Annotated in this window: 13 protein-coding genes; 8 read left to right on the forward strand and 5 right to left on the reverse strand. The window is 70.3% G+C overall.

Features of this window, described 5'->3' with window-relative positions; all coding sequences use genetic code 11:
• Positions 1 to 4: 4 nt before the first annotated feature.
• Positions 5 to 1060 (reverse strand): Rv2578c family radical SAM protein, encoded by a 1056-nt coding sequence (locus BLU77_RS10905; protein ID WP_089773203.1) that lies wholly within the window; start codon positions 1058 to 1060, stop codon positions 5 to 7.
• 185 nt (positions 1061 to 1245) lie between these two features.
• Complete coding sequence (locus BLU77_RS10910; RefSeq protein ID WP_089773204.1) at positions 1246 to 2091, reverse strand: siderophore-interacting protein; 846 nt, start codon at positions 2089 to 2091, stop codon at positions 1246 to 1248.
• Positions 2092 to 2178: 87 nt separating this feature from the next.
• Between BLU77_RS10910 and BLU77_RS10915 the strand changes: the two genes are divergently transcribed.
• On the forward strand, positions 2179 to 2931 hold the full coding sequence (locus BLU77_RS10915) for an MBL fold metallo-hydrolase (RefSeq protein ID WP_089773205.1): 753 nt from the start codon (positions 2179 to 2181) through the stop codon (positions 2929 to 2931).
• 69 nt (positions 2932 to 3000) lie between these two features.
• Here the strand turns inward: BLU77_RS10915 and BLU77_RS10920 are convergent, their stop codons facing one another.
• Complete coding sequence (locus tag BLU77_RS10920; protein ID WP_089773206.1) at positions 3001 to 5061, reverse strand: acyl-CoA dehydrogenase family protein; 2061 nt, start codon at positions 5059 to 5061, stop codon at positions 3001 to 3003.
• Positions 5058 to 5825 (reverse strand): TetR/AcrR family transcriptional regulator, encoded by a 768-nt coding sequence (locus tag BLU77_RS10925; protein ID WP_245708818.1) that lies wholly within the window; start codon positions 5823 to 5825, stop codon positions 5058 to 5060. Before BLU77_RS10925 ends, BLU77_RS10920 begins: the two co-directional genes overlap by 4 nt.
• A 108-nt stretch (positions 5826 to 5933) precedes the next feature.
• Here BLU77_RS10925 and BLU77_RS10930 point away from each other — a divergent pair, with 108 nt between their 5' ends.
• From BLU77_RS10930 to BLU77_RS10940, 3 genes are read left to right on the forward strand one after another with little or no spacing between them, the layout of a single operon-like run.
• Entirely contained in the window at positions 5934 to 7262 is a 1329-nt protein-coding gene (locus BLU77_RS10930) for an acetyl-CoA C-acetyltransferase (RefSeq protein ID WP_089773207.1), read from the forward strand.
• Positions 7263 to 7273: 11 nt separating this feature from the next.
• The gene (locus BLU77_RS10935) at positions 7274 to 8632 is read left to right on the forward strand and encodes a 3-oxoacyl-ACP reductase (protein WP_089773208.1); all 1359 of its coding nucleotides are present in this window, start codon (positions 7274 to 7276) and stop codon (positions 8630 to 8632) included.
• A complete protein-coding gene (locus BLU77_RS10940) occupies positions 8632 to 9549 on the forward strand; it encodes a MaoC/PaaZ C-terminal domain-containing protein (RefSeq protein ID WP_089773209.1) in 918 nt (305 codons plus the stop codon). The genes BLU77_RS10935 and BLU77_RS10940 overlap by 1 nt, the downstream gene beginning before the upstream one ends.
• Positions 9550 to 9697: 148 nt before the next feature.
• Here the strand turns inward: BLU77_RS10940 and BLU77_RS10945 are convergent, their stop codons facing one another.
• Positions 9698 to 10813: a CobW family GTP-binding protein gene (locus tag BLU77_RS10945; protein WP_139177740.1), complete on the reverse strand. Its 1116-nt coding sequence runs from the start codon at positions 10811 to 10813 to the stop codon at positions 9698 to 9700.
• 82 nt (positions 10814 to 10895) lie between these two features.
• Here BLU77_RS10945 and rpmB point away from each other — a divergent pair, with 82 nt between their 5' ends.
• The 4 genes from rpmB (at position 10896) to ykgO (ending at position 11818) form a co-directional block, all read left to right on the forward strand.
• The gene (gene rpmB, locus BLU77_RS10950; RefSeq protein WP_089773211.1) at positions 10896 to 11132 is read left to right on the forward strand and encodes a 50S ribosomal protein L28; all 237 of its coding nucleotides are present in this window, start codon (positions 10896 to 10898) and stop codon (positions 11130 to 11132) included.
• The gene (rpmG, locus tag BLU77_RS10955; RefSeq protein ID WP_089773212.1) at positions 11132 to 11302 is read left to right on the forward strand and encodes a 50S ribosomal protein L33; all 171 of its coding nucleotides are present in this window, start codon (positions 11132 to 11134) and stop codon (positions 11300 to 11302) included. Before rpmB ends, rpmG begins: the two co-directional genes overlap by 1 nt.
• Entirely contained in the window at positions 11302 to 11607 is a 306-nt protein-coding gene (rpsN, locus tag BLU77_RS10960) for a 30S ribosomal protein S14 (RefSeq protein ID WP_089773213.1), read from the forward strand. The genes rpmG and rpsN overlap by 1 nt, the downstream gene beginning before the upstream one ends.
• An 88-nt stretch (positions 11608 to 11695) precedes the next feature.
• Positions 11696 to 11818, forward strand: coding sequence for a type B 50S ribosomal protein L36 (gene ykgO / locus BLU77_RS10965; RefSeq protein WP_089773214.1), 123 nt, complete (start codon positions 11696 to 11698; stop codon positions 11816 to 11818).
• The last annotated feature ends 151 nt before the right edge of the window (positions 11819 to 11969 follow it).

Here is an 11969-nt window from a genome sequence, read left to right on the forward strand (position 1 = left end):
CTGGTCAGAACAGGGCCGTCTGCGCGGGCCGCGGGTCGGCCCGCGCCAGCGCAGCCGGCGCCGGTGGATCCCCGACAGCGTCCGGATCCGTGCGTAGGGTCCACCTCGCCCCACCCTGGGTCTCCTCCCGCACAAACCCGTGCTGACGGCGCATCTCACGCACGCGGCCGGAGAGCCACTCGCGGTACTCGGTGCTCGTGTACGACCCACGGCCGAAGAGCGCCCGGTACTTGGGCACCAGCGCGGGATACTCGCGGGCCAGCCAGGCCATGAACCACTCGCGAGCGCCGGGTCGCAAATGCAGCGGACCGGCGGTCACCCAGGTACCGCCAGCCTCGCGGATGGCGCCGAACAGTTCGTCCAGGTGCTCGGTCGAATCGGTCAGCCACGGCAGGATCGGCATCGCCATCACCGTCGGCTGCAGCCCGGCGTCGGCCACAGCACGGATCAGGTCCAGACGCGCCTTCGGGGTCGGGGTCCCGGGCTCGACGCGCTGCTGCAACTGCGGATCGGTGAACGCGAGCGAGACGCCGATACCCACATCGACCCGTTCGGCGGCGGCGCTGATCAGCGGCAGGTCCCGCCGCAGCAACGGACCCTTGGTGAGGATGGAGAACGGGGTGCGGGACGCCGTCAGCGCCTGGATCACCCCCGGCATCAGCCGGTAGCGCCCCTCGGCGCGCATGTACGGATCGGAGTTCGTGCCCAGGGCCACGTGCTCGCGCCGCCAGGACGGTTTCGCGACCTCGGCGGCCAGCACCTCGGCCACGTTCGTCTTCACCACGATCTGGGTGTCGAAGTCCGCGCCGGAGTCCAGGTCGAGATACTCGTGGGTCTTGCGCGCGAAGCAGTAGGAGCACTGATGCAAACAGCCACGCGTGGTGTTGATCGTCCAGGTGAACGGCATGTTCGACCCGCCGGGAACCTTGTTCAGGGCACTCTTGCAGAGCACCTCGTGGAACGTGACGCCGGCGAACTCCGGGGTGGTGATGCTGCGGATCAGCCCGCGCAGCGGGAGCAGCGCGCCGGCGTCGGTGGCTTGCTGACCGTCCCATCGCATACCGCTATTCGAACATACATTCGAACTCGAGGTCGAGGAGCAACACACCCCGCCTGCCGAGCGCAACCTTGTGCGGCGTTTCTCGCGAGAAACGCCGCACAAGGTTGCGTTCGACGCTGGGGGTAGGGGCGCGGGTGGGGGCGGGTCGTGGGGCGTGGGTGGGGCGGGGCGGGCGTAGACCCAGGTCAGGAGTTGCGGGCCTCCTCCTCGGCCTCCATCTGCGCGACCCACTGACGCTTCACGGCACGCCACTGGTCGTCGTTGGTGCCGCGCTTCCAGTAGCCCGAGGCGTGCAGATCCTCCTTCGGCACCTCCCGCTCGAACCGCAGCAGCGCGCGCAGCTGCTTGACCACACCGGCGTCGCCGTGCACGAAGGCATGGACGCGGCCCGGTGGGAAGCGCAGCCCCCGCACCGCCTGCACGAGCGCCTCGCCCGGCTCCGCGCCATCGTCGGCCGCCGACCGGTGGATCCAGGTCACCTGCGCATGGGCCACGGTCAGCAGCGCCTGCTCCTCGCTCGGATCGGCCACCTCGATGAAGGCACGCACCTGCGCCCCTTCGGGCATCGCTTCCACCGTGGCGGCGATCGCCGGGAGTGCGCTCTCGTCGCCGACCAGCAAGTGCCAGCCGGCCTCCGGATTCGGGGCATACCCCCGGCCCGGGCCGAGTAGCTGGACAAGGTCCCCCGGCTGCGCCCGCGCCGCCCACGGGCCGGCGATCCCCTCGTCACCGTGCACCACGAAGTCGATCGTGGCGTGCCCACTCTTGGGGTCCCAGGCGCGGATCGTGTAGGTACGGTTCACCGGCCAGTCCTCGCCCGAGAGTCGCTCCTTCACCTCGTCGATGTCGAACGGCTCCTGCACACCGGTCCCCGGTCGCGGCAGGACGACCTTCACATAGGTGTCGGTATAGCCGGCCGGGTCGGTCTCCAGCGGGCCCCCGCCCGGCGCGGAGAGCACGATGCGCACCATGTGCGGAGTGATCCGCTCGGCCGTCACTACTTCGGCTCGTTGCGCCACCTTCTTGGGCATGACCAACCTCCCTCTCATCGACTAAGGCAAGCCTAACCAGAGATCGCGGTGAGCCGGTCATGACGTGTGCAATGCCACACTCACCAGGTGACCGTCACCGAGCCCGCGCCGGACGTGCTCGTCCACACGTCTCGCACCATGCGCACCACCTCCACCGTGCTACGGCACGGGACCTCCGCCGTCGTGGTGGACCCGGCCTGGCACGCGGACGAGCTGGACCACCTCGCCGACCTGCTCGCCGAGCACGACCTCACCCCGACCCTCGGCTGGTCCACCCACGCCCACCACGACCACGTGCTCTGGCACCCGCGCTTCGGCAACGCATCCCGGCTCACCAGCCCGACGGCGGCCCGCACCGCCGCCGCGCACCTCACCGAGATCCGCGCTGCCCTCGAGCTGCCGCCCGACCTGCTCGCCCTCGCCGGTCAGGTGCAGGCCCACGACGGCGACCGGTTGCCCTGGCCCGGGCCGGAGGTCCAGGTGCTCACGCACCAGGCGCACGCGCCCGGGCACAGCGCCCTGTGGCTGCCGGGATCGGAGGTGCTCATCGCCGGGGACATGCTCTCCGACGTCGAGATCCCGCTGCTGGAGACCAGCACGCTGGCGGAGTACCGGGCCGGGCTGGACCTGCTCGCACCGCTGGTGGAACAGGCGCAGGTGCTGATCCCCGGTCACGGCAGGATCGCCCATGCCGGTACCGCCGACTCCCCCATGGCACGACTCGCCGCCGACCGGGCGTATCTGGACTCGCTGACCGCACCGGGCTCCGACCCACGCCTGCGTCACGCCGATCCCTGGTTGCACGAGGCCCATCGGCAGAATCTGCGACACGCGCAGTGACCAGGTCGACGGCCATGCGTCGAGCCGCGCGCCATGGGGCCGAGGCTCGACGCATGCCCGTCGATTCGGTCAGGCGGTCGACTTCTTCTTCAGGTCCTTCTCGCTGACCGGCTCGTCCCCGGCCGCGCGCCGCCGCCGCAGGTGATCCTGCGCCTCCCGCTGCCGCTGCGCCTCGACACCGGTGCCGATCACGGCGCCGATGTGCTTGTCCGTGTAACCGAAGGCCTCCACCAGGCCAAGTGCGTGCGCGCGAAGCCGGGGCAGCAGCCGGTTGATGTAGGAGGTCACGGTACGGGCCCGCTGGGCCGAGATGCGCCCGTTGATGAGGTACCAGGAGAGGTTCTTCTCGATCGTCACCAGGCCGAACAGGTCCCGCAGCCAGGTGAGCACCTTGCGGGTGTCCGGGTCGGCGACCGACTCGACCGCTTCGGTGAACGCCTCCCACTGCAGCAGCTCCCCGTGCGCCCGGGCCGCCTCGATCAGGTCGTGCTGGTGCGAGTTGAACAGGGCGTGCGCCACATCCTGCGGTGCGTCCTTGGCGGCGCGCAGCGCGAGCGCGATCTCCTCCACCATCGATTCCACGCGATCCTCGAGCAGTTCGCGCTGCACGTCGGCATCGCGCAGCTCTCCTGCTGACCTGGCACGGGATCCCCAGTCCTGGATGGACTGTGCGGCCCGGCGCAGCGGGGTGCGGTGCAGGGTCATGTCCACTGCTCGGTCGGCCACCCACCGCACCGCTCCGCCGACGTCCATGGTCGCCATCTCACGGCCGTAGTCGGTGAGCAGCCGCTTGCCGACGAGCTGGAGCAGCACGTGGTTGTCACCCTCGAAGGTGGTGTAGACATCCATGTCCTGGTGCCAGGTGACGAACTTGTTCTCGGCGAGATAGCCGGCGCCGCCGCACGCCTCCCGGCTGGTCTGGATGGTGTCCATCGCGAGCCAGGTGCTCAGCGGCTTCGACGCCGCGGCGAGGGTCTCCAAATCCTCGCGATCGCCGTCGTTGTCGTGATCACCGGAGAAGACCTCGTGGAAGCGCTGGCCGAGCTGGTTGTGCATGAACTGCGCCGCGTACACCCGCGCGAGCAACGGCAGGAGCCGGCGCTGGTGCTGTTGATAGTCCAGCAGCACGGTCTCGGTGTCGGAGTCGGCACCGGCGAACTGACGGCGTTCGTTGCCGTAGCGGATGGCCGTCGCCAGGGCCATCTTGGCGACCACCACGGCCGAACCACCGAGGGAGACGCGCCCCTGCACCAGGGTGCCGAGCATGGTGAAGAAGCGGCGCCCGGGGCTCTCGATCGGGGAACTGTAGGTGCCGTCGGCGGCGACGTCGCCGTACCGGTTCAGCAGGTTCTCTCGCGGCACGCGGACGTGGTCGAAGGCGAGCCGGCCGTTGTCGACCCCGTTCAGGCCGCCCTTGATGCCGTCGTCCTCTCCGGTTACGCCGGTCAGGAACGGGCCGGCGGTGCCGTCCGCCTGAGCCTCGCGGATGGGCACGTAGAAGGCGTGCACGCCGTGGTTCACGCCACCGGTGATGAGCTGGGCGAACACGACGGCGGCCGTCCCGTGATCAGCGGCGTTGCCGATGTAGTCCTTCCAGGCCCCGCGGAACGGGGTGTGGATCTCGAACTCCTGCGTGGCCGGGTCGTAGGTGGCGGTGGTGCCGATCGCGGCGACGTCACTGCCGTGCCCGGTCTCGGTCATCGCGAAGCATCCAGGCACGTCCAGGCTCATCGCCCCCGGCAGGAACCGGTCGTGGTGACTGTCAGTGCCCAGGTGCAGGATCGCCGCACCGAAGAGGCCCCACTGCACCCCGCACTTGATCTGCAGGGAGGGGTCGGCCACCACCAGCTCTTCGAACCCGGCCAGGTTGCCGCCCGGGTCCTGACCGCCGCCAAGGCGCTCGGGGAAGGCGCGATTCACGACGCCGATCTCCACGAGCTGGCGGGCCTGCTCGAGCACCCGCGCACGATGGGCGTCCACATCGAGCCCCTCGGTCCGGCGCAGCCGGTCGTCCAGGAGAACGTCGCGGACCTCGCGGCGGTACTCGCCCCAGCGTCCGTCGATCAGGTCGGCCACGGCGGACGTGTCCAGGGTGAGGTCTGCCGCGGCCGTGCGGGTGGTGGTACTCATGTGTGCTCCCGTGAGGGTGTCGGGGTGGCGGCTCCGGCGCCGTACCAGAGCCAGTCGGTGACAAGGTCGGCCATGGTCTCGGCCGAGGGATTGGTGCCGGGATCTGCTCCCAGCCAGACGTCGCCCACTCCGCGCACGAAACCGACGACGCCGGCGGCCCAACCCGCCACCAGACGGCTGCTGGCGTCGGAGTCGTCGAGGGCCTCACGCAGCGGTGTCTCGACGTAGCGGGTGATCGTGGTCTGGAAGCCGGAGAGATCAGGGACGTCGGCACCCTCGGTGCGCGTGACGAACCGGTACACGTGCGGGCTCCGCACGATCATCGAGGTGTACACCCCGACCATGGCGCGCAGCCGGGCATGGGGGTCGCCGTCGGTGTGGGCTGCCGCCTCGAAGCCGTCAGACATCTCTTCCAGCACGAGCTCGCCGACGGCGGCCTGCAGGCCGGCCTTGTCGGTGAAGTACCGGTAGACGATCGACTTGGACGTCTCCATCGCGGTGGCGAGCTCATCCATGGACAGGTCCGGGCCCTCATGGTGGATGGCGCGCCGGGCGGCCCGGGCGAGCGCACGGCGTCGTTCGGCGCGGTGGGAGTCCCATCGGCGGGAACGTCCGTCCGTCGGTGCCGGCGGTTCGTCCGTTGCGTCCCGGTTCTCCGGCGCGGGTGGAGTCGGCACTGGGCCGCGCTGATCCGGGCGCACCGCACCGAGACGCTCGCCGCGCCGCGCGGTGCCGCCGTCGGCAGCTGCTGTGACCCTACTCACGGACTGAGAGTATCAGGTACTATCAGTTCTAGACACCTGCTCGTCACATCCGCAGGATCGTCGGCAGGCTCCTCCACATCCGTCTGACCCCTATCGCGAGGACATCCCATGGCATCGACGCCCACCAGCAACGGCAACGTCTCCGCACCACCCCCGCGGGCCGCCGTCATCGGCGCCAACCGCATCCCCTTCGGCAAGGCAGGCGGGGCATACGCCTCCGCCTCGAACCTGGACATGCTCACCGCCACCCTCACCGGCCTGGTCGCACGCTTCGGACTGCAGGGCGAGCGCCTGGGGGATGTCTCCGCCGGTGCAGTGCTGAAGCACTCGCGGGACTTCAACCTCACCCGCGAGGCCGTCCTGAGCTCCGGACTGGACCCGCACACCCCCGCCTTCGACGTCCAGCGCGCCTGCGGCACGAGCGTGGAGACTGTCACCGCGATCGCCAACAAGATCGCCCTCGGGCAGATCGACGCAGGCGTCGCCGGCGGCGTGGACTCCACCTCGGACGCCCCCGTCGTGGTCAGCGACCGCCTCCGTTCCACCCTGATCAAGCTCACCCGCGCGAAGACGATCGGCAAGCGACTGGCCCTGCTCTCAGCGCTGCGACCCGGCGACCTGGCACCGGTGGCGCCGAGCGTGAACGAGCCGCGCACCGGTCTGTCCATGGGTGAGCACCAGGCGATCACCACACGGCAGTGGGGCATCACCCGTGAAGCGCAGGACGAGATCGCGCTCCAGTCGCACCACAATCTCGCCCGCGCCTACGCCGACGGCCTGTTCGACACCCTCATCACGCCCTATCGCGGACTGATCCGGGACGAGACGCTGCGCGCGGACACCACCGCCGAGAAGCTCGCGAAGCTCTCACCCGTCTTCGGCAAGGACTCCGCCGACGCCACGATCACGGCAGGGAACGCCACACCACTGTCCGACGGCGCCGCCGCCGTGCTGCTCGGTACCGACGACTGGGCTGAGCAGCGGGGGCTGCCGGTGCTGGCGCACGTGGTGGACGCGGAGGCGGCCGCCGTGGACTTCGCCCGGGGCGAGGAGGGCCTGCTGATGGCGGGGGCCTACGCCGTACCGCGCCTGCTCGCCCGCCAAGGCCTGACGCTGGACGACTTCGCGTTCGTGGAGATCCACGAGGCATTCGCCGCGACCGTGCTCAGCACCATGGCCGCCTGGGCGGACGAGGACTTCTGCACCCGCAAGCTCGGTATGCCGGCGCTCGGTGAGGTCGATCGGTCCCGGCTGAACGTGGCGGGCTCGTCACTGGCCGCCGGCCACCCGTTCGCCGCGACCGGTGCGCGCATCGTGGGGACCCTGGCGACGCTGCTGCACGAGCGCAAGAAGTCCGGCTCAGGCGAGCCGGTCCGTGGGCTGATCTCGGTGTGCGCCGCCGGCGGTCAGGCCGTTGCCATGATTCTTGAGGCCTGAGAGGAGCTCGCGTGAGTGACACCTATTTGAACCTGGTCAACTCCGGCATCACCAAGGACGTGGCCAAGAAGCTCGGCCTGCCGCGGCCGGCGGAGCTGCGACGTACCGACCCGAGCGCCGTGGACCACCCACTCCTACCCGGCCCGGTCCTGCTGCTGGGCTCGGGCCCGGACGACACGGTCGCAGACTCCCTGGCGCAGACCCTGTTGGCCTGGGACCTGGACGTGCACCGCACCCTGCCGAACCGCACGCTCGGCGCGATCGTGCTGACCCTGACCGATATCGAGCATCCGGAACAGGTCGGCGAGCGGGTGCTCGAGCTCGGGGAGGCGCTGCGCTCCCTCGCCCCGAGCGGACGCGTGATCGTCCTCTCCCGGCCGGCTGCGGACACCGACGATCCGGCCGTTGCCGCCGCCCGCCACGGGGTGGACGGCTTCACCCGATCGCTCGCCAAGGAGCTGCGCGCCGGCGCCACCGGCAACGGCATCGTGCTCTCCGACGGCGTCACGCCCGGCTCCCCGAGCGTCACCGGGGCCGTACGGTTCCTCCTCTCGGCTCGGTCGGCATTCGTGTCCGGTCAGTTCGTGCACGTCACCACCACCGACGGCGAGGTCCCCGGTGACTGGACCCGTTCCCTGGCCGGGCGGGTCGCCGTGGTGACCGGCGCCGCGCGCGGGATCGGTGCCGCCATCGCGCGCACCCTGCATCGCGACGGCGCCGAGGTGATCGGCGTGGACGTACCCGCGGCAGGTGAGCAGCTGGCGCAGGTGATGAACGAGGTGGGCGGTACCGCCTTGCAGCTGGACATCACCGCCGACGATGCCGCCCAGCGAGTGATCGATCTGGCGCGGTCCCGGCACGGGCGACTGGACGCCGTCGTGCACAACGCGGGTGTGCTGCGGGACAAGCTGCTCGCCAACATGACCGCGGAGAAGTGGGACGCGGTGGTGGCGGTGAACATCGCTGCGCAGCTGCGGATGAACGAGGCGCTGCTGAGCGCGGACGGGCTGGCACCGGACGGGCTGAGGCTGGTCTCGCTCGCCTCGACCTCGGGTATCGCCGGTAACCGCGGCCAGACGAACTACGGCTATACCAAGGCCGCCGTGATCGGGATGACCCGGGCGCTCGCGCCGCGGCTCGCCGAGCAGGGCGGGACCGCGAACGCGGTGGCCCCGGGGTTCATCGAGACCGAGATGACCGCGAAGATCCCGCCGGTGCCCCGGCAGGTCGCGCGCCGGGCGAACTCCCTGCAGCAGGGGGGACAACCGGTGGACGTGGCCGAGACGATCACCTTCCTGCTCTCCCCTCAGGCAGGCGGGATCAACGGAGAGGTGCTGCGCGTGTGCGGACAGAATCTGGTGGGCCAATAATGAGCACCCACGAGCGCGAGCAGACCCTCCCCGAGGTACCGGCGCTGGGCGGCTTGTATGCGAATGCGCTGGCGAAGTCGGCGCGGCTGATGGTCCGGGCCCCGGGCGACAAGGCGACCACGCTGCCCGAGGTGACCTATCGGGTGGAGGACGTCCGCCCCGATGCGGAGCGGCTCACCGCCTACCAGCACCTGCTCGGCGAACCGGGCACCGACGTGCTGCCGGCCGGGTTCGTCCATGTGACAGCGTTCGGCCTGGCCATGGCCGTGATGGCACGGGAGGACTTCCCGCTGCCGCTGCTCGGGATGGTGCACATCGCGAACCGGGTGGAGCAGCGCAACCCGATCCATGTGGGTGAGGCACTCACGGTGCGCGCGTGGGCGGAGGGGCTGCGTGCGCACAAGGCCGGCACCCAGGTGGACCTGGTCGTCGAGGCCAGCCGGCCCGACGACGGTGACCCCGCCTGGACCGGACGGTCCACCTACCTGGCGAAGGGACGTCAGCTGCCCGGCCTGGCGCTGCTGGAGACGGAACCTCGCGAGGACCCGTGGGGCACGGACGTGGGGCAACCGGCCGCCGTCTGGAATCTGGCCAAGGACACCGGACGGCGGTACGCGCAGGTCTCCGGCGACCGCAACCCCATCCACCTGAGCGCCCTGACGGCGAAGGCCTTCGGCTTCCCGCGGGCGATCGCGCACGGAATGTACACCGCCGCCCGGGCTCTGGCCGCCGTCGGGGCGAGCCGGGTCTCCCGGGCGGAGGCGTTCACCTGGGACGTCACCTTCGCGAAACCGGTGCTGCTGCCCTCGAAGGTCGCGCTCGCGTTGCGCCCCGACGGCGAGGCCGTGCAGTACCTGGGGTGGAACCAGAAGTCCGGCAAGCGCCACTTCAGCGGCACCGTCACCCCCCTGCCCTAACCCGCGAGTGCGGCCCTTCTCGCTCACCTAGCGAGATATAGGCGAGATCGCCCGCACTCGCGGCGGGTCGAGTGCGGTCACGCCAGGTGGGTTCGAGTGCGGTCACGCGGCGGGTCGAGTGCGGTCCCGCCAGGCGGATCGAGTGCGGTCACGCCAGATGGGTCGCCGAACGTGCACCAAGGTACGGCTCCAGAGGGTCCATGCGCCCGAGCCAGGGCAGCAAGCCCTCGTCCTGCTCCGCCGGGGTGAGCACGGCTCGCTGGAACGCGGCGAGCACGTCCTCCCGGCCCGAGCCGGCGCCCACCACGAGCCATCGGGTGCTCGGCTCGGCCCCGCCCCAGTGGTCGGCAACCCCGACCGAGACCTGGCGTCCGCCTCCGTACAACCCGCACACCGAGTCCGGTCGGTTGGGGACCCAGAACCTGCCCCACACCACCCGCGCGCCACTGGCCACCAGGTCGATCGCCTCGATCAGCCGGGCCGGGTGCAGGGCCGCCGACGTGTGCAGGTCGAGCGCCCAGACATCGGAGTCGGCCGCCTGCCAGCCGTGCTCGTCGGGCCGCACCGACCCGGCGCCGACCCCCGGGGCAGCGCTGGTGGCATGCAGGTGCGCCTCCGCGTGGGCGAGCGAGTGCCGGAGCGCGAATGCTCGGCTGAGCCAGTCACTGTGAGCGTCGGTGACGAGCTCCGATCCTGGGCGACGGACGGCGTCGGCAAGGTCTCGTACTCGACCGGTCGCTCCGCCGTCGAGGACCACGAGGTCGGCCGGAGGCATTTGTCCGAGCACGATTTCGGCGAGCGCGCGATCGTCTCCCGGGGCAATCGCCGCATCGCCGGCGCTCGCATCGCTGTCACCAAGGACAGCGCCGGGCAACAGTTCAGCCGAGACGTACGCGATTCCTGCGGCCAGCACCCCAGGCCCGCCGAGCTCGCCGAGGGCTGCGGTGAGTCCCGCCGTCGCAGGGAGCAGTTCGGCGCCGGGCGGCAGTGCGAGCACCACCCCCGCCCAGCGCGGATCCTCCAGCAGGTGCGCCACCGTGGGGCCGGCGTCCTCCCGGACGGCGCAGGAGGGGCACACGTGATCGAGGTCGACCTGGACGTCCTCGAGCGTCTCGGTGCCGCTCAGCAATCGCCGACGCAGCCGGGCACCGTGAGCGCCCAGCTCGATGTCGTGCACGACCGCGACGACATCGGACCGGTCCGTGAGGGCGCTCAGGAGCGCCACCTCCCGGTCGATCGGGTTGATGGTGGCAAGTACGGCCACGGGTCGAGTCTGGGAGGGGGCGGCGGCGGACATCTGATCCTCTCGATGTGACATTAGTGAGAATGATTCCTATTATGCTTCTATGTCCGCTCACTGCCAACTCACCGGCGCCGAACCGAAGTTCGGCAACACCATCTCCCACTCCCACCGGCGCACCTCACGTCGGTTCAACCCGAACATCCAACGGCGCACCTATTGGGTACCGTCCCTCGGCCGCCGCGTGCGGCTACGGCTGAGCACCCGCGCGATCAAGACCATCGACACGATCGGCATCGAGGCCGCGATCGTGCGGATCCGAGCACGAGGAGAGCAGATCTGATGGCGAAGAAGTCCGCTGACGTCCGCCCGAAGGTGGTGATCCAGTCCACCGCCGGGACCGGATACCGCTACATCACCGAAAAGAACCGGCGGAACTCACCTGACCGCCTGGTCCTGATGAAGTACGACCCGCGGGTGCGCCGACACGTCGAGTTCAAGGAGATCCGCTGATGGCCAAGGCATCCAAGATCGCGAAGAACCTGCAACGCCAGGACACGGTGGCCCGGTTCGCGGAGATCCGCGCCGAGCTGAAGAAGGCGTCGGTGGACCCGCACCGCAGCGCCGAGGAGCGCGAGGCGGCCATGCGTGCGCTGCACAAGCTCCCTCGGAATGCGAGCCCCACCCGCGTCCGCAACCGTGACGTCGCCGATGGCCGCCCCCGCGGGCACCTGCGCAAGTTCGGACTCTCCCGGGTGCGGCTGCGCGAGATGGCGCTGCGCGGGGAGCTACCTGGGATCACCAAGTCCAGTTGGTAATCCCCCATCCCCGTGGGCAGCGTTGTGGCCGCATCCCGATCCGGAACCGACCACAACGTTGCCCGACCGCCACACGAATGGAGAACTCATGAAGGTTCGTGCGTCATTGCGCTCGTTGAAGAACCAGCCCGGATCGATCGTGGTCCGCCGCCGCGGCAAGACCTACGTGATCAACAAGAAGAACCCGCGGCTCAAGGCCCGGCAGGGCTGACCAGCCCAAGCGACGGCGTCCCTCACGCTGCGCGGCCAGAAGGTAGGCGCCACTTCTCGTCGGCTCAGAGTGAGGACAGCGACGACGGATGGCACCTACCGCGGCTGCCCGGACGAGTAGGCGCCACCTCTCGTCGCCTCAGCCCAGGCAA

The organism is Ruania alba (assembly GCF_900105765.1).
GTDB lineage: Bacteria > Actinomycetota > Actinomycetes > Actinomycetales > Beutenbergiaceae > Ruania > Ruania alba.

Coding starts and splice junctions, on each gene's coding strand:
- BLU77_RS10905 (WP_089773203.1), bottom strand. CDS start 1,060: ATGCGATGGGACGGTCAGCAAGCCACCGACGCCGGCGCGCTGCTCCCG.
- BLU77_RS10910 (WP_089773204.1), bottom strand. CDS start 2,091: ATGCCCAAGAAGGTGGCGCAACGAGCCGAAGTAGTGACGGCCGAGCGG.
- BLU77_RS10920 (WP_089773206.1), bottom strand. CDS start 5,061: ATGAGTACCACCACCCGCACGGCCGCGGCAGACCTCACCCTGGACACG.
- BLU77_RS10930 (WP_089773207.1), top strand. CDS start 5,934: ATGGCATCGACGCCCACCAGCAACGGCAACGTCTCCGCACCACCCCCG.
- BLU77_RS10940 (WP_089773209.1), top strand. CDS start 8,632: ATGAGCACCCACGAGCGCGAGCAGACCCTCCCCGAGGTACCGGCGCTG.
- rpmB (WP_089773211.1), top strand. CDS start 10,896: ATGTCCGCTCACTGCCAACTCACCGGCGCCGAACCGAAGTTCGGCAAC.
- rpmG (WP_089773212.1), top strand. CDS start 11,132: ATGGCGAAGAAGTCCGCTGACGTCCGCCCGAAGGTGGTGATCCAGTCC.
- rpsN (WP_089773213.1), top strand. CDS start 11,302: ATGGCCAAGGCATCCAAGATCGCGAAGAACCTGCAACGCCAGGACACG.
- ykgO (WP_089773214.1), top strand. CDS start 11,696: ATGAAGGTTCGTGCGTCATTGCGCTCGTTGAAGAACCAGCCCGGATCG.